The following is a 23601-nucleotide window of genomic DNA, read 5'->3' on the forward strand; positions in this document are numbered from 1 at the left end:
TGCTGCCGACCAACCCGCACTTAAGGGGGCCAGTTCGGCCACCCCTGAGGCTTCGACGAAAGGCACCCATCGGACCGACGCGGCGCAGGCCCAAGCACTGCTGCGCCGGGTGCCGGTTTCTCCCAGTCGATGCCGGTGTCCTTGGTGCCGGGCGGCCGCCCGACACCAAGGACGGTCATCACCGCGGAGTGAGCAGCATGAGGCCGACCGCGTTCTTGGTCAGTCGCACCCGCTGCACCACCTTGGCCACCGGCGTGTCGGTGGTGGTGTCCAGTTCGCGGGCGAAGCTGGTGGTGCCGTTGTAGTGGTAGTTGTCGTGTGTGGCGTCGACCAGCCAGCGCTCGATCCTGACCCGCCTGCCGGAGAACAGCTCCGAGGGCAGATTCTCCACCGTGAGCGTGGTGTCGCGTAGACGTCACCACCCGTCTCGGCCTGGTAGTTCCAGTACATGACGGCCACCCGGCCGGAGTCGGCGTGCGCGAGGGCCGCCAGGCCGATTCCGTCGGTCTGGGCGGCTCCGGGACTGATCCGCATGTCGAGCCGCTCACCGTCCAGGCTGGGCTTGAGCATGCCCAGCATCACCACGACGTGGCCGAACGGCAGGCGGACACCGTCCAGGCCCTCTCCAGCAGCGTGGTGCGCACGATCTCCTCCCACAGCGCCGGGGTCTTGGCGACGCCGGGCGAGCTGATGATCAAATGCAGTCGGCTGCAGCTCACCCACCCAGATCGGGCCGTAAACACGAGCACGACCGCTGGTATACAACGGAGACCCTTTAGGGCTTATGTGGGCTGAACCTTAATGGATTGATCTTGGGTTTTCTGGGCCGATACGGTCGGGGCGCAGTGTTCGTGGCCGACAACAGCGTGGAGAACAGCCTGGTGAAGCCCTTCGGCTCCATTGCCCACCGACCGGAGTTCATCGCGTCGCGCGACTTCACCCCGGCCCGCGACCGTCGACACTCCACAACGCATGACTGAGCGGACGGTGCAGTCGGCCCCCAAGAACGTGACCATACGGTCGCTGAGGCGGCTACGGCCGTACTTGCGATCACATCGCTGGAAGCTTCGGACTGCAACGGCGCTTGCCGCACTGGCCTCCATCCTCGCGCTGGCGATGCCCCAGGTCCTCAAGTGGATCGTCGACGGCCCGGTGGCGCACCGCGAACCGTCGCAGGTGGTTCTCGGCGGCCTGGCATTGCTGCTTTTGGGAGTTACCGAGGCGCTGATCTTCGGTGTCCGGCGGCGGCTGATGGCCGCGCCCCTGGCCGACATCGAAGCGGGTATGCGCGCCGACTTCCATCGGCACACGCAGTGGCTGCCGATCGCGTCCCACGACGGCTGGCCCAGCGGGCAGCTGTTGTCCCGGGGGACTACAGACCTCCAGGTCATCCACACGTTCGTGTCCGGGCCGCGGACTTTCCTGCCGGTCCACGCGGCCACGCTCGGCATCGGCGCGGCGATTCTGATCTCCCAGCAGTGGCTGCTCGCCGTCATCGTGCTGGCGCCGATCCCCCTGCTGATCATCCTTTCCTACCGATTCGAATCCAGCTACGCGGAGGCGACCCGCCGGGCACAGGATCTGTCGGGTGATCTGACCACGGCAGTCCTCGAATCGGTGGCGGGCATCCGGGTGATCAAAGGCTTCCGCCGGAGCGAGGACTTGATCAACCGGTTCCGCAACCAGGTGCGGGGGGTACGTGAGGCCGAATTGCACAAGGCACGCCTGCTCGGCGACGCCTCGGCGCTCATCACCGCGCTGCAGGGGCTCGCGACGGCGTGCGCCCTGGTGCTGGGTGCGATCCAGGTCGCGCACGGGCACCTGTCGACCGGGTCGCTGGTGGCCTTTCTGGGGACCGCCGCCGTCTTGGGGCCAGCGGTCGGGCAGACAGGGCCGTTACTGGCCGGGTGCTACGACGGGGCAGCGGCCGCGAACCGGTTCTTCGAGGTGCTCGACGAACCGGTCGTGACCGAGACAAGACTTGAGATCGCTACAGCGGACAGGGCGGCCGATACCGGATCCAGCACTGACCCGCCCACCGCCACCGAACCTGACGACACACCCCGACGCCGAACCCAGGGTCCGGCCGAACTCGTCCTCGACGGAGTCTGCTTCCGCTATCCCGACGCCGCCCCTGACGGCCCGCCGGCCCTGAGTGACATCAATCTGCGGATCGCGCCCGGCGAGACGCTGGCCGTGGTCGGGGCTACCGGAAGTGGGAAGACCACGCTCGCCTCCCTGATCCCGCGGCTGTATGACCCCCTCGAAGGCCGCATCATGCTCGACGGCGTCGAGACCGCCAGTATGTCTCGCGCCGAGCTGCGCTCCATGGTGGCCATCGCGTTCGACGAGCCGGTCCTGTTCTCCGGGACCGTCATGGACAACGTCCTCATGGGAGCCGAGGCCGACGCTTCGGAGCTCGACAGCGCCCTGCGGTCCGCCCACGCCGACGAGTTCGTGTACGGGCTCGCCGAGGGCATCCGGACTCGGGTCGGGGAGAAGGGCATGTCATTGTCCGGTGGCCAGCGGCAACGGATTGCCCTGGCGCGGGTGATGGTCCGCCGCCCCCGGGTCGTCGTACTCGATGATCCGCTGTCGGCGCTGGACATGCGCACCGAGGCCCAGATCCAGGATGCGCTGCGGGAGGTGCTGGCCTCGACGACGGCTCTGGTGATCGCGCATCGGCCGTCGAGCGTACTGCTGGCCGACCGGGTCGCGATGCTGGCCGGCGGCCGGGTCGTCGCCGTCGGCACCCACGAGGAACTCCTGCGAACCAGCCCGGAGTACGCCGCGCTGATGACACCGATCGAGACGGCGGCCGATCGGGAGGAAGGGCCCTGATGCGCCCATCGACACCCTCACCGACACCCTCATCGACACCCGAGTCGGCGCGGCCACAGCTCGATGACTCCCCGATCGGCCCCGAGGACCCGGACGCGCTCGCCGCCGCGGCCGACTCCACCGGCGAACCGGTAGAGGCGTCGAAGGGCGCGTCGCGCCGGCTGCTGCGCTCGGTGCTGGGACCGAACATCCGGCGCCTGTGGCTGGCCGTGGTGGTCGTTCTGCTCCAGCAAGCGGCCGCGCTGGCCGGGCCGGTGTTCGTCACCGTCACCATCAACCGGGCGATCCCGGCACTGGGCGCCCATGACGCGGTGCCCCTGGTTGTCGTCGCCGTCGCCTACGGGTGCTGCGTCATCGTCGCCGCCGTCCTGCAGAACATGTTCATCCGGTTGTCCGTCACGGTTGGGCAGATCGTGGTCACCGGGCTCCGCACGCGCCTGTTTGCCCATATTCAGGCGCAGAGCGTGGAGTTCCATGAGGACCGTTCCTCCGGCACGCTGGCCTCCCGGGCCTCCAGCGACGTCGACGCAGTCCGTGGGCTGTTCGGCAGCGGTATCGACCAGATCGTGACCGCGGCAGTGTCCCTGTTCTACATCTCCTCAGTCCTGCTCGTGCTCGACTGGCAACTGGGCAGCGCTGCTCTGGCCGTGATGGCACCGGTTTACTGGTCGATGCGGTCATTCCGGAAGCGCTCGCTCCAGGTATATCGCCGGCGTTCGGCGGCTGCAGCCGCGGCAGCAGGTGACATGAGCGAGACATTCGCCGGCATCCGGACCGTGCAGGCTTTCTCCCGCGAACGCGCCAACGACAACCGGTTCGCAGGGCTCAACCAGCGGCACCGCAAGGAGAACCGGCAAGCCGCAATGGAAATGGCACGCTACGTCACCTCATCACGACTCGTCGCCAACATCGCCATCGCAGGGCTGGTTCTGTGGGGCGCACATCGTGTCGCCTCAGGCACGCTGGAACTGGGAACCTACGCCGGCATAGTGCTGTATCTGCGGGATCTTTACGACAAGCCACTCAGACTCGGGGGCGTCCTGGACGCCTACCAGTCCGCGGCGGCGTCGCTGGAGAAGATCGCGGTGCTGCTGGCGATCGAGCCGACCGTCGTCGAGCCCTCTCGGCCCGCACCCCTGCCCGTGCTTCCGGGACACTCCGTCGGGCGCCGGGTGGACTACGAACAGGTCACCTTGGCCTACCGCGACGGGCGTGAGGTGCTCCGCGACTTCAACCTCAGCATTCCCGCCGGGCAGACGATCGCTCTGATCGGACCCTCCGGCGGCGGAAAATCCACACTGGCCAAACTGCTGGCACGTTTCCACGATCCGACCAGCGGCCACGTACTCCTCGACGGGGTCGATCTCCGATCCATCTCGATGGCCGATCTCCGTGGCGGCGTGGCCCTGGTCCCGCAGGAGAGCTTCCTCTTCTCCGGCACTGTCGCGGAGAACATCGCGCTGGCACGTCCTGACGCCACACTGGAGGAGATCCGACGTGCTGCCGAAGCGACCGGAGCCCATCGTTTCATCGCGACGCTCCAAGACGGCTACCAGACCGACGTCGGCGACCGCGGCGGCCGTTTCTCGGCCGGTGAACAGCAGCTGATCGCCCTGGCTCGCGTGTTCCTCGTGAACCCGTCCGTCATCGTGCTGGACGAAGCCACCTCCGTCATCGACATCCCCAGCGAGCGCGCGGTGCGGAACGCGCTGCGCGCGGTGCTGCGGGAGCGAACGGCACTGGTCATCGCTCACCGGCCATCAACGATCCAGATCGCCGATCGTGTGCTGGTACTGGCTGACGGCCGCATCATCGAGGACTGCACGCCGGCCGAACTCACCAGCGATCTGGGCCTGCCGGCAAAGACCCGTGAGCTCTGGCCGCATAGCGACAGTTGAAGTGGTGCACATGCTGCGCGAAGGCACCCTGCTGCCGACCCGGCTGATCAGCGAGGGCCGGCAGTCGGGTCAGACCTCAGGGGCCGCGGCGGCCAGGAGCCGGGCGAGCTCGGCAGGCCGTGTGATCATGGGCCAGTGGCCCGAGTCGATGTCCACGAGGTCAAGGTGCTTGGCCTTGGCCAGCTCGGGCACGTCACCGGCGGCTATCCACTCCTGAGCCTGGGCGGGGGTGAACTCGGGGCACACGACGAGAACGGGTACGTCGAACCGTCGCTCATCCGTCATGCGTACCACGCCCTTCGTCACCCCGGCGGGGACGGCGATCGCCGCGGCCGTGAAGTCGCTCCTTGCATCCTCGCCGAGGTCAGCCGAGTCTGGTCCTTCGAACGGCCCCCAGCCCGGGAAGGGCATGACGCCGTCCTTCACCTCGAAGAAGTCGGCGTATGGCTGCCCGTCCGCGGCCGGGAAGCCGCCGATGAGCGCGACCTTGGCGACCCGCTCCGGGCGCGCGTCGGCGGCCAGCCAGGCCAGGGTGCAGGCGGCGGAATGCCCCACCACCATGGGCTTTCCTGACGCCGACTCCACGGCGGCGAGCACGGCTGCCACCTGATCGTCGAGAGTGGCCGAGACGGATCCGTCACCCTGTCCGGGCAGGGTGATCGGTACGGGGCGGTGGCCGAGCGCCTGAAGGGCGGGCACGACGTCGTCCCACGCGGATCCGTCGAGCCACAGGCCGGCGATGAGCAGGATATCCATGGTCAGTTCTTCTTTCTTCAGCGCGTTCCGGCGAGGACGAAACTCGGTCAGGACGTCAGGCTAGAACTGATTCCGGACGTTCTACTGCCTGTTCATGACGTGACCTCGTCATGTGCTCATGTGCCGGCCGACCTCGGTCCCGCCGCACGGGCTCTGCGCGCCATGGAGGCCACGGCACCGGGTGCTCAAACGCAGGCTCCGCCAGGAGCTGACCCGGCCATGGGTCGCCTGTTCCGGCGGATCGGCCCAATCAATTGCATGGCGGTGAGGCGGACACCAGTGTCACCATTCGGACGCTCGTCGCCTCGCCGGGCCGGATCGAGCTCGGTGTGGGAGTTGTCACAGCCCTCTCCGATCTAGACGGAGCCCGCAGTGACGGCGACAGCGTTTTTGTCAATCATGGTCCGGGAGTTCCTCGACCTGGACCTCGTTCTCACCGTGAGACGAACACGATGGCGTCGGCTTGGCCTGGGCGGCCCTTCGGCTTACAGGTGGTCTGAGTAGAAGTCGACGAGCCGATCGACGGCGGCATCGACGTACTCGGGCACGTCGTACATCTCGTAATGGCCGGCGCCTTCGACCACCATGAGATCGACCGGGTTGGGTGCCAGTTTCCACAGCTGCATGCCGGACTCGTAGGAGCCGGTGTTGCCGATGCGTCCGGCGAGGATGACCTGCAGCGGCTGGGTCATGAGCGGATCGACCAGGTGATAGGCGTCGTAGCCCAGCAGCAGCGAGTCGCCACGCGCGAGGCGGAGGTTCGTCGAGTGCTCGTTCCTGCCCCGCTGGGTGCGGTAGAAGGTGATTGCCTGGGTCGTGTCGATATCGGTCAGGCCGGCCGCGGCGGCGTCCTCCAAGGTGTCGGGCAGCCAGTTCACGCGGGTCAGCTCACCGGTGCGGGTTTCCTCGATGCGCGCGTCGGCCATGGTGTCGAGCGCGACCACCGAGCCGTCCGGCTGGAAGCTGCGGAACGACGTGCCGATGTTGCCAGGAACGACCGTGCCGACTGCCTTGATGCGGTGGTCCGTGCGGGCGGTGTGCACCGCGTAGCCGCCGCCGGCGCAGATGCCGAGGACGCCGATGCGGTGCGGGTCGATGCCGGGGATCGTGCTGAGCGTGTCAATCGCGTAGGAGATGTCCTCACCGCGGCGGTACGGGTCTTCGAGGTCGCGAGGCTCTCCGCCGCTCTGCCCCTGGTGGGCCGGGTCGAACACGAGCGCCGCGATCCCCTGGGCGGCGAGGCGGGATGCGTAGTTCGCGCCGATCTGCTCCTTCACGCTGCTGCCAGGCGTCGAGAGCACCACGGCATGCAGCGGCGCGGCATCCTCGACGTCGTCGGGCAGGTGGAGGTCGGCCGCGAGCTCGATCGGCCCGCGCGGGATCGTGATGTGCTGAAGCACCTAATGGCACCTTTCGCATAGGGTTTGTTCGATCGCTGGACCAGTTCAAAGTGAACATTAGTACAATGTGGAACTAGTTCAGAACTGTACCACCTGGAGAAGGGGCTCGCGTGTCGGTTGACGCCGCACAGCTGTGGACGCTGAACCATCGCCTGCTGACCGTCGTGCTGGACGCCTGCAGCGCCGAGCTGGCCGAGCTGGGACTGGAGGCGAAGGAGTTCTTCGTGCTCGCCGAGGTCGCCGCGTCGCCGTACCCGGCCGAGCTGGCGGCCAGGCTGGTGATCCCCAAGGCGAGCGTGACGGTCTACGTGCGCAACCTCGTCGCCAAGGGGTTCATGCGACGTGAGATCGACGACGCGGACCTGCGGCGACACCGGCTCGTACTCACTGACGAGGGCGAGGCGGCGCGGGACCGCGCGCTCGCATCGCTCGCGGCGGAGTTCGACGGCAGGTTGGCCACGATCGCGCCTCGCGATCGCGCCGAGCTGCACCGGATCCTCCTGGCCTTGCTCGAGCCCGCACAGTAGGACCCTCTGCTGATCGGACACACCGGCGCGCAGACCGTGGGGCGTTCGGTTCGAGAGGTCGATGGCCTCTTGGATCGATTCGTGGGGCTGGATCACCAGCACGGGCCCGAAGATCGCGTCGGTCACGAGAACCGAGTGGGGCGGGACGTCGGAGTCCCCAACGTGACGTAGAGGTCATCGATGCCGGCGTCGCGTCTGTCAACAGTGCGATATCTCGTCTGTTCCTGGTCAGGCGCGGCGAGGCTGTGGTTCCTGGACCCGCAATCGCCCGGTGGTTTGTCGGCTTGAGCCGGTCAGTCGCCGACCTGGGCGCGTGGCCTGCCCGATGCGAGGTGGGGGTCGCTGCTCTCGGCGATGCCACTCAGCACCTCGGAAGCGGCGAGCTCGTCGCGCGCGGCGAGCTGGTCGAAACCGCTGACGGCAGGGTAGATGTAGCGGCCCAGTGCGGCGATGAGGAGGGCTTCGATGGCGAGGATGGCCATCAGTACCGGGATGACCGGGTCGTAGGAGCCCAGCTCGTCATACCCCAGCCCGAGGAGCAGCGGCCCGAAGGCGCTACCGAGCAGGAACACGGCCTGGACCGGCCCGAGGATCCTGCCGAAGTTGCGGGTGCCGAGATACCGGGTGATGAGGAGCGCGAGCAGATCGCCCTCGATGCCGAACGCGACGCCGACGAAGGCGACCGCGACGACGGCGTTGCTGAACGGCGGGCGCAGGATACGACGCAATACATCGGGCCCGCCCGCAGCACGGGATACCGGTGGTTCACCGACCCCGCCGCCCGGAAGCTCTACGCGCCGGAAGAGCATCCGTTCCTCACCCGGATGTACGCCTCGGGGCTGCGCGAGCTCGTCACCCTCCGCGGTCCGAGCTCCCGAGCCGCGCACCTGGCCGACCTGCTCCTGGACTGCAGCGAGGAGTCCGGCGAGTGCGGCACGACCACGAGATCGGGATACGCCCCCACGACGTCAAACACTTCAACCACCCCGAGGTCGGCGCGCTGGAGCTGACCTGCCAGCGACTGGTCGACCCGGGCCAGGCCCACTCGCTGCTCGTCTACACCGCCACACCCGGCAGCGAGAGCTACGAGAAGCTGCAGGTGCTGTCCGTCATCGAACACAGACGCTCCGCTAAACCTTTGGGAACTCGCACGGCTGCCCGTCGACAGCGTCGACGATTTCCTGCTGATCGCAGGTCATTCTGATTCCGGGGAGGCCGTGGGGGTGGATGGTGGAGGGCCTTGGCTTGGTGAGGGGTGGAGCGGTGGTCGAAAGCCGTTGCTATCGGGGTTGGGGCCGTAGTCCATCGAGGATGATCTGGGCGATGTGTGCGGAGCGTTCGCGGCTGGTGTCCGCGTCGGCGTGCCGGATCGCGGCGAAGGCGCCGGCGACGATTGCCATCACCTCGTCGACTGTCACGTCACGGCGTACGACGCCGGCTCGATGGGCGCGATCGAGCAGGCGTGCGACCTGGTGCGTGAGGTCGGCGGCGGCGTCAGGAGCGGCGTTGCGGAGGTCGAACTCGGCGCCCGTGAGCGAGCTCTTCACCGCCGCGTTCTCAGCGCCCGAGGCCATCATCCGGGACAGCAGCGTGAACAGGGCGGCTGGATCGTCGGTGCCGGTGAGCGCTTCTCCCTCAATGACCAGTTGCCTGATCTGGTCGATCGCGACGGCGAGGTAGAGCGCTTCCTTGGTGGGGAAGTGCCGGTGGACGGTGCCTGGACCGACACCCGCCCGGCGGGCGATCTCGTCGAGCGAGATGCCGAGGCCCTGTGAGGCGAACAGCTGCTGCGCGGTCCGCAGTACCTGCTCACGATTGCGGCGCGCGTCAGCCCGCAGCCCCCGGTCGTTCACGGGAGCCGTCGGTAGCTCGGCAGGGGTGGGTTCAGGCGTTCGGCTGGACATCTCACCCCTAGCATAACCGGGGCGTCGCCCCGTATGCTGCCTCAGATAAGCGGGGCGACGCCCCGCTTATCTGAGTCCGCCCCACCGAACACGAGGAGGTCCCTTCGATGACCACACGCGAGGAAGCCAGCGCCCTGGTGCTGCGGATGCAGGAATGCTTCAACACCCGGCAGTTCGACCAGGCCGCCGACCTGTTCACCCCCGACTACCTCAACCACCCGCTTGGCGCCACCGGGTTCGAAGCGGGCAAGGAGGCCTGGAACCAGGTCGTTGCCCAGTTCCCGGCCATGCGCGTCGTCGCCGACGACATCTTGATCGACGGCGACAAGGTTGCCGTCCGCTCATCCGTTGAGGGGATGGCGGCCCCGGGCGGCGACGTCCGGTTCATGCTCATCGAGATCTTCCGCATCGACGGCGGCCGGCTCGCGGAGACCTGGGGCATCACCGAGGGCCCGGACCCACGTCGCTGAGGCCCCCGCGGTCTCGCAAGGTCCTCCGGCAGATCAGCCCCACCGCGCCGATGCCACCCGCATCAGAAGAGTCAGCCGCGACAAGACGAGCGCCGCGGCCCTGGGACGCTGGCAACGACGGCTCCGTACGGATCTGGGACACCACCCGTCCCCGCCGGCCGCGGGCGTTCGGACGGCCGCTCACGGCCGAGGCCGGCACGTGGATCAACGTGGTCTCCTTCAGCTCGGACGGCCGCCTGCTCGGGGTCGGCAGCGCGGACACGGCGCGGATCTGGGACGTGGCCACCGGGCGCGTCGTGAGCACCCTCCCCCACCCGGCGCCCGTGACCGCCGTTCAGTTCAGGGGCGGTGACCGCCTCGTCATCACCAACGGCGCCGACGGCGTCGCCAGGGTGTGGGACCTGCCCGGCCCGGTGATCGAAGCCGGCGAGCAACCGATCGACAACGTGATCTTCCGGCCCGGATCCACCTTGCTGGCCTCCGCCGCGGACGACATCAGGCTCTGGGAGGTGGCCGGACGCCGTCCCACGGCAGTGGGCCCGCCGCTGACCGCGCCCGCGCCCTTCGACCGGATGGGCGGCACGGTGGCCATCAGCCCGGACGGGCGCGCCCTGGCGGGAGGCACCCGGCTCGGCAACACCGTACTCGTCTGGGACATCACCGACCCGCTCCGGCCCGCACGCCGTGCGGCCTTGACCGGCCCGGCCGCCCTCATCGAAGGTGTGACCTTCAGCCCCGACGGCAGGCTGCTGGCGGCGGGAAGCAGGGACGGCACCGTGCGGCTGTGGGACGATGCGCTCGGTGGCCTTCAGCCACGACGGAAACCTGCTCGCGACGGGCAACGCGTCGGGGACCATCCGGTTGTGGCAGGTGATGCCCGGGACGCCGCCCACCCCCGTGGGTGCGCCCCTGACCGGACCGGATGGACGGATCTTCGCCATGGTCTTCGATCCGCGCGACGGCTCCCTGGCTGTGGGCACCGGAGCGGAGCAGATCTGGCTCTGGGACATCGCGGAGCCCACGCGTCCGCGGGCCCACGTCAAACTGGACGGCTCGGGGAAGAGCTACACCGAGCTGGCCTTCAGCGAGGACGGCAGCATGCTGGCCGGCGCGGGAGGCGACGTGCGGTTGTGGGAGGTGGACCCGGCGCGCGTCGCGGCCCGGATCTGCCGGGAGTCGGGTGACGTGATCACCGAGACGGAGTGGCACAAGCACGTGGCCGACGTCCCCTACCGGTCCCCCTGCCCGTGATGTTTCCGCAGCGCCACGGCCTCCACCCGACGGGTCTGCCCCACCTCCGACGGGCCCACGGTCCCGCTGGGCGGTTCTCAGATGACTGAAGGCGTGGCGAGCTGCTGGTGCTGGTGATCTCGCGTCAGGCAGTCAGGATGGCTGGACTTCGTCCCAGACGGCGATGGCTTCGGCGGGGTCCTGGCTCACGAGGCGTTCCAGACCGGCCGCGGTGATTTGCGCCCACTTGCCGGCCCGTGCCCACATCTGTTCTTCGAAGGCGCGGACGGCCTCGTCCAGATCGCCAGGGCCGGGGGCGGCGGCGACGGACTCGGCGAGTTCTGCGCCTTCCAGCATCGCGAGGTTCGCGCCCGCCCCCAAGGGGGGCATCAGGTGGGCGGCGTCGCCCAGGAGCGTCACCCCGGGGACGTGGGCCCAGGTGTGGGACACGGGCAGGACGTAGATGGGGCGGTGGGCGAAAGCGGTGCCGTGGCGGAGGAGGTCGAGGACGGGAGCGGCCCAGCCGTCGAACAGGGCCAGCAGGCTTGATCGCATGGCCTCGACGTCGGCCAGGTCCAGGCCCGCGTCCAGGCCCGCGTCCAGGCCCGCGTCCTGATTCATCAGGCCCAGATGCCGGTCCGGGTCCGTGTGCCAGTCCAGCGGCGCGCGGAAACGGGCGTACACCTTGACGTGGCCGCCGCTGTTGCGCTGGGCGACGAGGGAGCCGTTCACGCCGTACACGGCCATGGAACCGTCGCCGACCAGCCGGGCGAGGTCGGGGTGGCGGGTGTCGATGTCGTCGATGGAGGTCTCGACCGAGGTGACGCCGGTGTAGTGCGGCGTCGCGGACGAGACTGCCGGGCGGGTCCGGGACCAGGCGCCGTCCGCGCCGATCACGAGGTCGAACGTCTCCTGTCGCCCATCCGCGAAACGGACAAGCGCGCCATCCTCAGCCCCTGGCACCACCTCCGTCACGCCCCGCCCCCACTGGACGTCCAGGGGGTCGAGCAGCAGGTCGCGGAGTTGCCTTCGGTCGATCTCGGGATTGGCCCGGTCATCTGGACGGGGTCGCCAGTCGCGCAGGACGGTCCCGTCCGTGTCCAGGATGCGCATGGCCTGCCCCTCGGGACGGGACAGCGCATGGAACTCCGCCGCCAGCCCCGCCTTGTCCAGCGCGCGCTGGCCCAGCCCTTCCTGCAGGTCCAGCGTGCCGCCCGGGGGACGGGCGTCGGGGGAAGGATCGCGTTCGAGGACGGTGACGGGGTGACCGTGGCGGTGCAGGACGCGGGCGAAGGTAAGGCCGCCGGGGCCACCTCCGATTACCGCGATACGGTGTCTCATATCGATATACTGTATTTTACTATTACGATGTATCGCAACTGTACGATGTAACCATGACTGTGTGGGACCGGCCGGAGCCGCCGACTCGCCCTGCGCCGCTCGACCGGGAGCGAATCGTCGCCGCCGCCGTCGAGCTGGCCGACGAGGGCGGGCTGGAAGCGGTGTCGTTGCGCAAGGTCGCCGCCCGGCTGGACGTGGGCCCGATGCGGCTGTACGGATACATCTCCACCAAGGAGGAGCTGTTCGACCTCATGGTGGACGAGGTCTACGCCGAGATCCTGCCCGAGGAGCAGCCCGGTGACTGGCGGGAGGCGCTGGGCATCCTCGCCCACCGCACCAGGCAGGCCACCCTCCGTCACGAATGGCTGGCCGACCTGCTCGGCGGCCGTCCGACCCTGGGCCCGAACGCCCTCGCCGTGACCGAGGCCACGCTGGCCGCCCTCGACGGCCTGGCCGACCTCGACACCGTCATGCGCGCCGTGGAGACCGTCAGCGCCTACTTCACCGGCGCGATCAGGCGCGAGATCGCGAACCTGCGCGCCGAGCGCGCCACGGGCCTGTCCAAGCGCGACTGGCAGCGCGCCCACGGCCCGCACGTGAGGAGGATGCTGGCCACGGGCCGCTTCCCGGCGCTGGCCAAGGCCGTGCACGATGGCACGGAGGTGGACGCCGAGGTATCCTTCGCGACCGGCCTGGACTGGGTCCTCGACGCCGTGGCCGCCAAACTCGCCCGGCCGCCGGCGTGAGGCTCAGGATTTCCAGGTGACTTCCGCGGCACCGCCCCTACCTGCTCGACTGGTCAAAGGCAAGCTCCGAGGCCGGTCGCCCGGCGTGCCCCTGATTCCGCGTCATCTCGGGCGCTCTTCGGCTCTGTCCCTGGGGAGACGGCTGTCGGCTGCCGGCTCGTTCCACTGAGCGAGCAGGTGCAGCGCGGTCTCGGACGGGCTGCCGGGCTCGGTGTCGTAGATGAACAGCGTCTGGTCGGGGTCGTCGGCGGGGGTGAGGGCCTGGTAGGTGATGGTGAGGTCGCCGACGAGGGGATGGTGGTAGTCCTTGCTGCCGGTGGTGCGCTGGTGGACCTTGTTGTCGGACCAGTAGCGGCGGAATTCCCGGCTGTGGATGGACAGGTCGCCGACGAGGGCGCTGAGGGCCGGATCGTCGGGGTGGCGGCCGGCGTCGCGGCGGAGCATGGCGGCCGTGTCGGCGGCGACGGCGGCCCAGTTCCTGTACAGCTCGCGGGCGTGAGGGTCGAGGAAGACGAAGCGGGCCTGGTTGCGCTCGGCCGCGGGCAGGGCCCGGAAGTCGGTGATCAGACGTCCGGCGAGCCGGTTGTGGGCCAGGACGTCGAGGCGGCGGCCCAGGACGAAGGCGGGCCGGCGGGCCGTTTCCAGGGTCTCCAGCAGCCGCCAGGTGGCCGGGTGAAGGCGTTGCGGACGCGGCCGTCGTCTGCGCTGAGCGGGCCTGGGACGCGCGAGGAGGTGCAGGTGCTCGCGCTCGGCGTCGCCGAGGTGGAGGGCGGTGGCGAGCGCGTCGAGCACTTCGGGTGAGGCGCTGCGGCTGCGGCCTTGTTCCAGGCGGGTGTAGTAGTCCACGCTCACCCCGGCCAGCCTGGCCAGTTCCTCGCGCCGCAGTCCGGACACGCGGCGCCGGCCCAGGAGCGGCTCGTCCAGTCCGGCCTCGTGCGGGCTGAGCCGGCCGCGGGCCGAGCGCAGGAACTCCGCCAGCGGCGTGTTGATGTGCTCACGGTCCATACCACCCAGTGTCGCGCCTTCCCGCGGGACGGCGCCCCGCGAGGGTGGCCCAGTTTGTCCCCCGATGACTTGGGCCATTTTGCCGCCTGTTTTACCTGTTCAGAGCTGGTTTCGTGGAAGCCGGGGCAGGAAGCGGGGCACGCTCCCCGCGACCAGGTCCGATCTGCCCTCGGCAAACGAAAAGGAGTTCACATGTCCACGTGGTTCATCACCGGTGCTTCCCGGGGCCTCGGCCTGGAGATCGCTCGCGCCGCCGTGGCGGGTGGCGACGCCGTGGTCGCGGCGGCCCGTAACCCGGATGCCCTGCCCGAAGACCTCCAGCGGTCCGACCGGGTGCTCGGCGTCCGGCTCGACGTGACCAGCGGCGAGGAGATCACACGCGCCGTCGCGGCGGCCATCGAACGCTTCGGCGCCATCGATGTCCTGGTCAACAACGCGGGCCGGGGTCTGCTCGGCGCGCTGGAGGAGATCACCGACGCCGAGGCGCGTTCCCTGTTCGACCTCAACGTCTTCGCGTCGATCAACATGACCCGCGCGGTGCTGCCGGGCATGCGCGCCGCCGGCCACGGCAAGATCGTCAACATCGGGTCCCGCTCCGGATTCGAGGGCGAGCCCGGGGTGAGCATGTACAGCGCCTCGAAGTTCGCCGTCGCCGGCATCAGCGAAGCGCTGTCGGCGGAGCTGGCGCCGTTCGGGATCCAGAGCATGGTCGTCGAGCCCGGCGTCTTCCGTACCGACTTCCTCGACACCAGCTCCCTGTCCACCTCCGCGCACCGCATCGACGCCTACGACGGCACACCCGCCCACGCCACCCTGGACTGGATCGGCACCGCCAACCACACCCAGCTCGGCGACCCGGTCAAGGGCGCCGCCCTGATCTACGAGGTCACCAGTGGGGACAAGCTCCCCGGACATCTGGCCCTGGGCCGCGACGCGATCGAACGCCGGCTGGTCAAGATCCGCAGCCTTCAGGACGACCTCGCGGCCTGGCAGGACAAGTCCGCCGCCACGGCCTGCGACGACGCCGCCTGACCCCTGAGAAACGGAAAGCACCTCCAGTCATGACTTCCCTGCTCACCGGACAGCCGCTCGACAGCGGCTGCCGGCCATCGAGGCGCCCCGCAGCGACGGGCGGGCGCAGACGCCGGCGGATCTCATCGTGTGCAGGCGTGGACGGGCCTCCACCAAACCCGGGGCCAGGTGCCCCATCCTCAGCTGATCAATACGGCCCGGACTTTACTCTGATTTGGGACTATCTGTATGGTGCCATGGTCAAGGTCTGTCAGCACTCATGAGGTTGAACTATGAACTGCAAGAGGCTCGCGTCCTTTCTGCTCGGCTCCGCTACGGCCGCGGCCGTGCTGCTGACTCCGGGAGGGGCGGCCTCCGCACAGGTAGGCACCGCACAGGTAGGCACCGCACGAACCAGCACTGCCGCCGCCGCGACGGCGGCGGCCCGAGCCGGGGCTGAGCGTGACAGCGTCCGTTGCTCCAGGCCCAAGGGCAAGTGGGCGAACTACTCCTGGGGCGAGGGCAACACGTCCGTGACCATCTACTTCAACAATCACTGCAGCCACAAGGTCAGCGCCAAGATCACGTTCGTCAGGAAGGGCTCGGTCGGCGACAAGGCCACCAAGTACCGCTGCGTGACGGTCAACGCCCACACCAAGGGCAAGAAGAAGTTCTACGCCGCCGTCTACAAGCCGTCTTCCGTGACCCGGGTCGCACGCTGCAGCTGAGCCAGCCGCTCGCGCCGAGATCTAGCTAGTGCATGCGCCCCGCCCCGCCCCGCCGCCGATGTGAAGCAGGCTGCGGCTCGGCTGCCAGCCGTCCGATCACCTCCGCTTGCGACTTCGGAAAGTGACGCACAGGTGGCGGAAGGCGGTTGGTTTGGATCCGCCCCCTCCCCGTTGTCCAGGGCGGGCCGCAGATCGGCGGCCAGGGCGCCTTCCCGCAGGGACCGATCCCGGCCTGCTCGCCCGATGCCTCATGGCCGTGGCCAACGGCATCGCCGTTCAGGCCGCCGGCGGCGCCACCCGCGACGACCTCCACATGGCACGGTGACGGTCACAGCAGCGCCTGGGTGATCTGGCGGGAGGTCGTCTTCGCCACGTGGGGGTTGACGTGCGCGTAGGAGGTGAACGCGTTGAGGCCCGTGGACAACGCCCAGCCCTTTCCCCGCGCCCACGTCGCATCATCGACCCCCAGCGCCTCACGGAACACGGGGCGGATCTCCGCCCCGAGCAGCGTGTATGCGATCACCAGGTCGCACGCCGGGTCTCCCAAGCCCAGTCCCCCGAAGTCGATGACCGCGCTCAGCTTCCCGTTCACCGACAGCAGGTTCCCGGCGTGAAAATCGCCGTGGAACCACACCGGGGCGTGGCTCCACTCCGGTGCGGCCAGGGCCGCATCCCACACCGCGGTCAGTGCCGCCCGGTCGAACACCCCGTCAACCGCTTCGATCGCGGAACGGGTCGCCGCATCCCGGGCGTTCAACTCCTGCGGTGCCAGATCGCCGTGTGGGCCCGGCAGCAGTTCCTCCGCCGGCGGCAGGCCCCGCAGGGCGGCCAGGAACCCCGCCACCTCCACAGCCGTGACCTCCGGGTCTGCCAACCTGTCGTGGCGGGCCGCCTCGCCCGCCAGCCAGCGCGTCACCGACCATTGCCACGGATAACCGAATTCCGGCTCCCCCACCGCCACCGGCTCGGGCACCGGCAGCGGCAACCGATCCGCGATTCTGGGCAGCCACCGGCCGTCCTTCTCCGCCTGCCCCGCCGACCAGTCGCCGCGCGGCAGGCGCACCTGTAACCCCGTCCCCAGTCGGAAGATCGCGTGGTCCGATCCGCCCGGTACCACCTGCTTCAGCGGCAGATCCGCCCACTGCGGGAACCGCGTGGCGACCAGGCGGCGAACCAGATCAGTGTCAATGGAGGGCTTCATGGTTGTCTCCGCATCAGAAGTCGGATTGCCACGCCGGATCGGCGGTCCCGTTGGCGGGCTGGGGCGTCACAGGGCGTCGAGGTCGACGGCTTGTGCGATGGCGTCATAGCCTGCGTCGTTGAGGTGGATGCCGTCGCCCGAGTCGTATTCCGGGCGCAGTGAGTCGGTGTCGGCGGGCTGTCGGACGACGGCGTCGAAGTCGGCGACGTGGTCGTAGGCGCCGCCGCCGCGGATCCACTGGTTGACCTGGTCGCGTACGGCTTCGGCGGCCGGGCTGTAGGCCAGGTCGGAGCCCTTCATCGGCATGATGGTGGCGCCGATGACCTTCAGGCCGCGGGCGCGGGCGGCGTGGATCAGGCGCAGGTGACCGGCGATGATCTGGCTGCCGGTCGCCTGGTGAGGTTTGTTCCATTCGGCCAGGTCGTTGACGCCGTCCATGATGATGACGGTGCGGACGCCCGGTCGCTCCAGGACGTCGCGCTGGAAGCGGGCCAGCCCGTTCTGCCCATACTCAGGGGAGTCGGTGAGCAGGCGGTTGCCGCCGATACCGACGTTGACGACCCCGAGCGGGCGGGGGCGGGCGGCGAGGCGTTCTGCGAGCTGGTCCGGGTAGCGGTTGTCCGCGCCGATGGTGGAGCCGACGCCGTCGGTGAGGGAGTCGCCGAACAGGGCGACGCCGGCGTCGCGGGTGCCACCGCTGACCTGGACGCCGGTCAGGTAGTACCAGGAATTGCCGGCGCTGGTGAAGGCCGCGGGGCTGGGGTCAGTGAGGTGGTCGCCCTTGGCCAGGTAGGAGGAGGTCTGGGCGAAGTGGTGAAAGGTGGCCGGTCCGGTCGGCTGGGTGAAGCGCAGGGTGATGGCCAGGGTGTCCAGGTTTCGTACGCGGAGCCGTACCGGATCGCTGAGCTGTTCCCGGCCCGGCGGGATGACGACGCCGGGGCGGCCGCCGAAGGTGAGGGGCGATGCGGCGCCGGTGGCGGCGCCCTTCAGGGACTTCGCGGCGGCGGCCGCGTCGATCGTCAGCGGGGTCTTGCCATAGACGTTGGAGAGCTTGACCCGTACGGCGGTGCCGCCGGTGCTGAGGCGGACGATCTGCCGCAGCGTCTGGTTGGCGAAGCCCTCCTCGGACCGGTTGGGGCCGTAGTAGGAGGTGCCGGGGGTGGCCCATTGAGCGGCCGTACCCCAGGTCGTGGCCCAGGTGGGGGTGGCCACGGCCGGCGCGGCTCCCGCGCCGAGAGCCAGGACGGCGGCGGGGATGAGGGTCTTCAGGGTAGGCATGACGGGGTCTTTCAGGCGTTCTTGATGGCGGACAGGTCGAACTCGAGCGTGATCTTCTCGGAGATCATCACGCCGCCGGTCTCCAGGACGGCGTTGAAGTTGACGCCGTAGTCCTTGCGGTTGATCACGGTGCTGCCTTCGAAGCCGGCCCGGGTGAAGCCCTGGGCGTCGACGGCGGTGCCGGCGAACTCGAGCGGGAAGGTGATCTCGCGGGTGACGCCGCGGATGGTCAACTGGCCGGTCACCTCGAAGGCGTCGTCGTCGACGTGCTTGACGCCGGTGCTGGTGAAGGTGACGTGCGGGTGGGCCTCTGCGTCCAGGAAGTCGCCGGTGCGCAGGTGGGCGTCACGCTGAGGGTTACCGGTGTGCACGCCGGACGCGTCCAGCTTCACGTGGACGGTGGAGGCGGCCGGGTTGGCGGCGTCCAGAAAGGCGGTGGCCTCCACGACGGGGAAGCTGCCGCGCACCTTGGTGACCATCGCGTGGCGGGCGACGAAGCCGAAGCGGCTGTGGGCCGGGTCGATGGTGTAGGTGCCGGTGAGCTCGCTGGGGAACATGCTTGACTCCTTCGAGATTTACTCCAGTGCTGAAAGGTTTAGTGGGACAGTACATGGGGTTATTTCAGTGCGCAACATTTGCGTACGATGATCGGTATGACACGATGGCTCACCGACGACGAGCAGCGCGCCTGGCGGACCTTCGGCCTGGCCAGCCGCCTGCTGACCGACCGCCTGGAACGCGATCTGCTGGCCGCCGCTGACATGCCGCCCTCCTACTACGAGTTGCTCGTCCTGCTCTCGGAGGCACCCGAGCGCACGATGCGCATGAGCGAGCTGGCGCAGTGGACCAACTCCAAGCCCAGCCGCATCTCCCACGCGGTCAACAAACTCGAGGACAAGGGCTGGGTGCGCCGCGAGCACTGCGCGGACGACCGGCGGGGCTGGCTCGCCGTGCTGACCGACGAGGGGCAGGATGCCCTCCAGGAGGCGGCTCCCCGGCACGTGGCCAGTGTCCGCGAGCATGTGATCGATCTGCTCAGTCCCGAGCAGGTGCGACAGCTGGAGAAGATCAGCCAGATCCTCCTCGATCACCTGACCGGGCGAGACGATGTCCGGGATCGGGCGACGTGAGGGAAGCGGCGGCCCGTCAGAAGGCGGGGAAGGCCCAGCCCGAGGGGTGGAAGGGCTCGCGCTCGCCACGGAAGGCGAGCGAGGCGGCGGCGACCGCGCCGCGGCGCAGTTCCTCGACCCGGCCCGCGGCCGCCAGGGACGCCAGGGTGGTGCCGCCCAGGTAGGCCGCACCCAGTTCGGCGGAGGTCAGCCGCAGGTCGGGCCGGGCCCGGGTGCGTTCGCAGGTGACGGAGTCGCTGTCGGCCCGCAGGTGGTGGCGCCCCGCGTTCCACGGGCAGAACGTGTCCTGGACCTCCAGGACCAGGTCCAGCGAGGTCGAGTAGCGGCGTGCCGCCAGCGCCCGGTCGACGTCCACCAGGCGGACCCAGAGGTTGTCGATCACGGTGGTGCGGGCCGCACGCGGGTCGGCCAGCAGGTGCTTCAGCGGTTCGTCGACGGCGCCGTCGTAGGTGAGGCCAGCGTGCGCGTCGAGGTCGATGAGGTAACGCCACAGGGCGGCGTACGACTGCCTGGTGGTGGCCGCGACCTCGATGACCTGCACCAGCCGCGGCTTGGAGCGGTAGAAGGCGTAGCCGGTGACCTCGCCGCCGGGCTCCAGGTGGAAGGCGAAGCGCAGTGCCGTCCCGCCGTCGCGCACGCGCTCGCCGTCGGCCAGCCGGGCCTGCCAGAACTTCTCCGTACGGTCGACCCAGCCGACCGCGGTGCGGCGGGCGGTGTCGTAGACCTTCTCCAGCAGCGGCCGGGCCTCCTGGCGGCCGAGCAGGCGGATCGTTCCGTCGCCGAGATCGGTGCCGGGCCGCAGGGCCATGAGCCTCTTGTCCGCCTGGATCTCGGCCACGTGGCTGGCGATGCCGTACCCGAAGCGGCCGTAGATCGTGGCCTCGGCGGCGTTGAGCGCGGCGATCGGCTCGCCTCCTGATTCGTGCAGGTCGGTGAGCTGCTTGCGCATCATCGCGGTGAGGATGCCGCGCCGCCGGTGTGTGGGCAGGACCGCGACGAGCGTGATGCCGGCGACGGGCACAGAGACGGGCGCAGAGACCGGTGCTGCCGCGCCGGGGATCGTCATGACGCGGCCGTAGATCGACGCGCCGCCGACGATCTCCTCACCGTCGTAGGCGGCGATCGTGCGTTCCGGTTCGATGGAGGAGGCGGCGTTCCTGAGGCCGCCCTCGTACCAGTCCTGGCCGTAGGTCGTGGTGATCATGCGCGCCCACGCGTCGAGCTCGTGGGCGCCGATGGTCCGCAGCGGGTAGGTGGCTGTCATGCTTCGAGCGTGGCCGGGTAAACAGGCACCGCGCATCGGGCGATCTCTGTATTTATATGCTGGCGCCGTGGTGGCGGAGCGTGTGGTCAGTCCGGTGTTCGTCGGCCGGGGCGAGGAGCTGTCGGCGCTGGCGGCGGCCCTGGACATGGCAGTCGAGCAGGGGCCGGCGGTGGCTCTGGTGGCCGGGGAGGCCGGGATCGGCAAGTCGCGGCTGCTCGCGGAGTTCGCGCGATCCCTGGGTCCGGGGGTGCGGGTGGTCGGGGGCGCCTGCGCGGAGCTGGGCAGCGACGGCCTGCCGTACGCGCCGCTCGTGACGGTGCTGCGCAGGCTGATCAGGATCGAAGGGGTGCTGCCGGGGCCCTATCGCCAGCTGGCCCGCTGGTTCCCGGAGCTCGGCGAGGCGGGTGACGCGGAGGGCGGCAAGCACCGGCTGTATGAGGAGGTCCTGACGCTGGTCGAGCGGGTGGCCGCGGACCAGCCGGTCGTCGTCTCGATCGAGGACCTGCACTGGTCCGACGCCGCCACCCGCGAGTTGCTCGGCTTCCTGGCCAGGAACCTGACCCAGGCCGGCGTGCTCCTGGTGATCACCTACCGGCCGCAGGAAACGAGCGACGGGCCGCTGCTGTCCGAGCTCGCCCGCCACCAGCGCACGACCTCGCTGCGCCTGGACCGCCTGGATCGGCAGGGTGTGGGCCGGCAGCTGGCCGCGATCCTCGGCGCCGAGCCGGACTCGGCGGCCGTACGCCGCATCCACGAACGCAGCGACGGCAACCCGCTGTTCGTCGAGGCGCTCGCCCGCGCCGGTGAGCGGACTCCGGACAGCCTGCGCGACCTGCTGCTGTACGGCCCGCGGTCGCTGCCGGGCCCGGCTCGCGCCCTGCTGCGCATCGCTTCGGTGGCAGGCGGCAGGGTCGGCCACCGGCTGCTGGCGGAGGTGGCCGGGCAGGACGGGGCCGAGCTGGATGCCCTGCTGCGCGAGCTCGTCGGCCGCAGCCTGCTCCTCACGGCAGGCGACGGCTACGACTTCCGCCACGCCCTGATCCGGCACGCGGTGTATGAGGACCTGCTGCCCGGCGAGCGTGCGCGCCTGCACGCGTGCTACGCCGAGGCCCTGCGCGATTCCGGCGCCCACGCGGAGCTGGCCGCGTTCGCCTACGCCGCCGGGGACCGCGGGCCGGCCAGGTCCGCCGCCTACCTGGCCGCGGGCCAGGCGCGCGGGTCCTACGCCTACGAGGAGCAGGTCCGCATGCTCGACCAGGTCCTCGAACTCTGGGACCCGGAGGCACGGCTGGGCGCCGACAGGATCGACGTCCTGACCGGCGCCGCCGAGGCCTGCATGCTCAGCGGCGACTACGCTCGCGGCGTCGACTACGCCACCGCCGGGCTGGCCGCCGTGGACGAGCGGCGCGAGCCCGAGCGGGCCGCCCAGCTGCTGGAGCACCGGGGCAGGCTGCGGCACCGGCTGAACGCGACCGGCGTCTCCGACTGGGAACGAGCCCTGGAACTGCTGCCCGCCGCCCCCGGCAGCGTCCAGCGGGGGCGGCTGCTCGGGGTGCTGGCCATGGGCCTCCTGCCGGAGGTGGACAGGGCCCGCGAGCTGTTCGAGGAGGCACTCGGCATCGGCCGGCGCACCGGCGATGCCACGGTCACGATCCGCGGACTGCTGGGCGTCGGGTCCATGAAGCGCGACATCGGGATGCTGGCGGAGGCCCGCACGCTCGCCGAGCGGCTCGACAGCCACGACCTGCTCATGACCGTCCCGATGTACGAGGCCACGCTCCACACCAGAGCCGGCGACCAGCACCGCGCCATCGAGGCGGCCGGCGACGGCATCCGCCACGCCCGCCGGTACGGGCTGGGCCGCAGCCGTGGCACGGAGCTCGCCCGCTACGCCGGACACAGCCTGATCCTGGCCGGGCGGTGGGACGAGGCCGCCGCCGTTCTGGAGGAGAGCCTCCAGGAGGACCCGCCACCGCTGCCGCGGCAGGCCCTGCGCGCCCTCGCCGGCCACCTGTCGCTGCTGCGCGGGGATCTGGCCGCGGCGGCCGACGCGGCGGCGGCCGTGGAGCACGCCGGCAGCGGAAGCCTGTTCCCCCGTTACCAGCTGCTCTGCCTGCTCGCCGTCGCCCAGGGCGACCTGGAGCGGGCCGACCTGCTCCTGGACCGGGCGCTGGCCGATCCGGCGCTCACCCGGATCTACAGCAGCGACGCCCGGCCGGTCCTGGTCGCCGGCGCATTGGCGCAGCGGGCCCGGCTCGCGCACGGCGCGCCAGGCGATCAGGTCGCGGCACGGCAGGCCGAACTCGCCGCGGCCGATGCGGCGCTCGGCGTGGACGGGCGGCTCGACCGGGCCTGGCAGATCATGCTGCACGCGCTGATCGAGGACGACGGCTGGGACCAGGCGGTGGCCGCCTGGCGGGAACTGCGGCAGCCGTACGAGCTGGCGCTGAGCCTGTTCCACGGCGCGCGAGCCGCGCTGGCCGCGGGCGAGCGGCCCGGCGGAACGGCCCGTCTCAGGGAGGCCGCGCGGCTGGCCAGAGAGCTGGGCGCCGCGCCGCTGGCCCGGGAGATCGCCCTGCTCGGGCGGCCCCGGCCGGCCCAGGACGGGCTCACGGAGCGTGAGCGTGACGTGCTCAGGTTGATCGCCGAGGGCCTGAGCAACCGGCAGATCGCCGCCCGGCTGCACATCTCGCCGAGTACGGCGGGCGTGCACGTCTCCCACATCCTGACCAAACTGGGCGCGGCGACCCGCACGGAGGCGGCGGCCATCGCCTTCCGCGCGGGAACCGCCACGACGTCGCCGGAATCTACAGCATGACGATAAAAATCGACGTCATGTAGACTTTGAGGCGAGGGGGCGATCCAGCTCCT

The 23601-nt window shown here is 69.9% G+C and carries 22 protein-coding genes and 2 pseudogenes; 12 read left to right on the plus strand and 12 right to left on the minus strand.

The genetic code is table 11. The annotated features are described in order from the left end of the window. Positions 1–178 precede the first annotated feature (178 nt). Complete coding sequence (locus ACFPZ3_RS10120) at positions 179–391, minus strand: hypothetical protein (RefSeq protein WP_379513734.1); 213 nt, start codon at positions 389–391, stop codon at positions 179–181. 509 nt (positions 392–900) lie between these two features. Here ACFPZ3_RS10120 and ACFPZ3_RS10125 point away from each other — a divergent pair. After that, positions 901–2841 (plus strand): ABC transporter ATP-binding protein, encoded by a 1941-nt coding sequence (locus ACFPZ3_RS10125; RefSeq protein WP_379513735.1) that lies wholly within the window; start codon positions 901–903, stop codon positions 2839–2841. Continuing rightward, positions 2841–4739 (plus strand): ABC transporter ATP-binding protein, encoded by a 1899-nt coding sequence (locus ACFPZ3_RS10130; RefSeq protein ID WP_379513736.1) that lies wholly within the window; start codon positions 2841–2843, stop codon positions 4737–4739. Before ACFPZ3_RS10125 ends, ACFPZ3_RS10130 begins: the two co-directional genes overlap by 1 nt. A 69-nt stretch (positions 4740–4808) precedes the next feature. Here the strand turns inward: ACFPZ3_RS10130 and ACFPZ3_RS10135 are convergent, their stop codons facing one another. Both ACFPZ3_RS10135 and ACFPZ3_RS10140 read right to left on the minus strand, forming a co-directional pair. Continuing rightward, a complete protein-coding gene (locus ACFPZ3_RS10135; RefSeq protein WP_379513737.1) occupies positions 4809–5495 on the minus strand; it encodes an alpha/beta fold hydrolase in 687 nt (228 codons plus the stop codon). Between the two features lie 485 nt (positions 5496–5980). Then, positions 5981–6895 (minus strand): alpha/beta hydrolase, encoded by a 915-nt coding sequence (locus tag ACFPZ3_RS10140; RefSeq protein ID WP_379513738.1) that lies wholly within the window; start codon positions 6893–6895, stop codon positions 5981–5983. A 110-nt stretch (positions 6896–7005) separates the two neighbouring features. On the opposite strand from ACFPZ3_RS10140, the gene ACFPZ3_RS10145 reads away from it, so the two are divergent. Beyond that, the gene (locus ACFPZ3_RS10145) at positions 7006–7422 is read left to right on the plus strand and encodes a MarR family winged helix-turn-helix transcriptional regulator (protein WP_379513739.1); all 417 of its coding nucleotides are present in this window, start codon (positions 7006–7008) and stop codon (positions 7420–7422) included. Positions 7423–7449: 27 nt separating this feature from the next. On the opposite strand, the pseudogene ACFPZ3_RS10150 reads toward ACFPZ3_RS10145, so the two are convergent. Then, positions 7450–7560: pseudogene (locus ACFPZ3_RS10150) on the minus strand (aldehyde dehydrogenase family protein); the annotation flags it as partial. 155 nt (positions 7561–7715) lie between these two features. Then, positions 7716–8150: a hypothetical protein gene (locus ACFPZ3_RS10155; RefSeq protein WP_379513740.1), complete on the minus strand. Its 435-nt coding sequence runs from the start codon at positions 8148–8150 to the stop codon at positions 7716–7718. A gap of 200 nt (positions 8151–8350) precedes the next feature. Here ACFPZ3_RS10155 and ACFPZ3_RS10160 point away from each other — a divergent pair, with 200 nt between their 5' ends. Continuing rightward, a complete protein-coding gene (locus ACFPZ3_RS10160) occupies positions 8351–8626 on the plus strand; it encodes an MmyB family transcriptional regulator (protein WP_379513741.1) in 276 nt (91 codons plus the stop codon). A 76-nt stretch (positions 8627–8702) separates the two neighbouring features. Here the strand turns inward: ACFPZ3_RS10160 and ACFPZ3_RS10165 are convergent, their stop codons facing one another. Next, complete coding sequence (locus ACFPZ3_RS10165; RefSeq protein ID WP_379513742.1) at positions 8703–9275, minus strand: SbtR family transcriptional regulator; 573 nt, start codon at positions 9273–9275, stop codon at positions 8703–8705. A 158-nt stretch (positions 9276–9433) separates the two neighbouring features. On the opposite strand from ACFPZ3_RS10165, the gene ACFPZ3_RS10170 reads away from it, so the two are divergent. From ACFPZ3_RS10170 to ACFPZ3_RS10180, 3 genes and pseudogenes are all read left to right on the plus strand, one after another. Continuing rightward, positions 9434–9796: an ester cyclase gene (locus tag ACFPZ3_RS10170; RefSeq protein WP_379513743.1), complete on the plus strand. Its 363-nt coding sequence runs from the start codon at positions 9434–9436 to the stop codon at positions 9794–9796. Positions 9797–9846: 50 nt separating this feature from the next. Next, positions 9847–10542 (plus strand): annotated as a pseudogene (locus ACFPZ3_RS10175) (WD40 repeat domain-containing protein); the annotation flags it as partial. 55 nt (positions 10543–10597) lie between these two features. After that, complete coding sequence (locus ACFPZ3_RS10180) at positions 10598–11047, plus strand: WD40 repeat domain-containing protein (RefSeq protein ID WP_379513744.1); 450 nt, start codon at positions 10598–10600, stop codon at positions 11045–11047. Between the two features lie 132 nt (positions 11048–11179). Here the strand turns inward: ACFPZ3_RS10180 and ACFPZ3_RS10185 are convergent, their stop codons facing one another. Next, on the minus strand, positions 11180–12367 hold the full coding sequence (locus ACFPZ3_RS10185; RefSeq protein WP_379513745.1) for an FAD-dependent oxidoreductase: 1188 nt from the start codon (positions 12365–12367) through the stop codon (positions 11180–11182). Between the two features lie 53 nt (positions 12368–12420). Here ACFPZ3_RS10185 and ACFPZ3_RS10190 point away from each other — a divergent pair, with 53 nt between their 5' ends. Next, complete coding sequence (locus tag ACFPZ3_RS10190) at positions 12421–13113, plus strand: TetR/AcrR family transcriptional regulator (protein WP_379513746.1); 693 nt, start codon at positions 12421–12423, stop codon at positions 13111–13113. 102 nt (positions 13114–13215) lie between these two features. Here the strand turns inward: ACFPZ3_RS10190 and ACFPZ3_RS10195 are convergent, their stop codons facing one another. Continuing rightward, positions 13216–14118 (minus strand): helix-turn-helix transcriptional regulator, encoded by a 903-nt coding sequence (locus tag ACFPZ3_RS10195; RefSeq protein ID WP_379513747.1) that lies wholly within the window; start codon positions 14116–14118, stop codon positions 13216–13218. A 192-nt stretch (positions 14119–14310) separates the two neighbouring features. Between ACFPZ3_RS10195 and ACFPZ3_RS10200 the strand changes: the two genes are divergently transcribed. Next, positions 14311–15150, plus strand: coding sequence for an SDR family NAD(P)-dependent oxidoreductase (locus ACFPZ3_RS10200; RefSeq protein ID WP_379513748.1), 840 nt, complete (start codon positions 14311–14313; stop codon positions 15148–15150). A 272-nt stretch (positions 15151–15422) separates the two neighbouring features. Then, a complete protein-coding gene (locus ACFPZ3_RS10205) occupies positions 15423–15857 on the plus strand; it encodes a hypothetical protein (RefSeq protein ID WP_379513749.1) in 435 nt (144 codons plus the stop codon). 328 nt (positions 15858–16185) lie between these two features. Here ACFPZ3_RS10205 and ACFPZ3_RS10210 read toward each other — a convergent pair whose 3' ends face one another. The 3 genes from ACFPZ3_RS10210 to ACFPZ3_RS10220 form a co-directional block, all read right to left on the minus strand. After that, the gene (locus ACFPZ3_RS10210) at positions 16186–17058 is read right to left on the minus strand and encodes an aminoglycoside phosphotransferase family protein (RefSeq protein ID WP_379513750.1); all 873 of its coding nucleotides are present in this window, start codon (positions 17056–17058) and stop codon (positions 16186–16188) included. A 66-nt stretch (positions 17059–17124) separates the two neighbouring features. After that, the gene (locus ACFPZ3_RS10215) at positions 17125–18336 is read right to left on the minus strand and encodes an SGNH/GDSL hydrolase family protein (RefSeq protein ID WP_379513751.1); all 1212 of its coding nucleotides are present in this window, start codon (positions 18334–18336) and stop codon (positions 17125–17127) included. Between the two features lie 11 nt (positions 18337–18347). Then, positions 18348–18893, minus strand: a complete 546-nt coding sequence (locus ACFPZ3_RS10220) for a YceI family protein (protein WP_379513752.1) — start codon at positions 18891–18893, stop codon at positions 18348–18350. 96 nt (positions 18894–18989) lie between these two features. Between ACFPZ3_RS10220 and ACFPZ3_RS10225 the strand changes: the two genes are divergently transcribed. Next, entirely contained in the window at positions 18990–19466 is a 477-nt protein-coding gene (locus ACFPZ3_RS10225) for a MarR family winged helix-turn-helix transcriptional regulator (RefSeq protein ID WP_379513753.1), read from the plus strand. Positions 19467–19482: 16 nt separating this feature from the next. Here the strand turns inward: ACFPZ3_RS10225 and ACFPZ3_RS10230 are convergent, their stop codons facing one another. After that, a complete protein-coding gene (locus tag ACFPZ3_RS10230) occupies positions 19483–20730 on the minus strand; it encodes a GNAT family N-acetyltransferase (protein ID WP_379513754.1) in 1248 nt (415 codons plus the stop codon). A 67-nt stretch (positions 20731–20797) separates the two neighbouring features. Here ACFPZ3_RS10230 and ACFPZ3_RS10235 point away from each other — a divergent pair, with 67 nt between their 5' ends. Beyond that, entirely contained in the window at positions 20798–23548 is a 2751-nt protein-coding gene (locus tag ACFPZ3_RS10235) for a helix-turn-helix transcriptional regulator (RefSeq protein WP_379513755.1), read from the plus strand. The last annotated feature ends 53 nt before the right edge of the window (positions 23549–23601 follow it).

Source organism: Nonomuraea insulae (assembly GCF_042656245.1).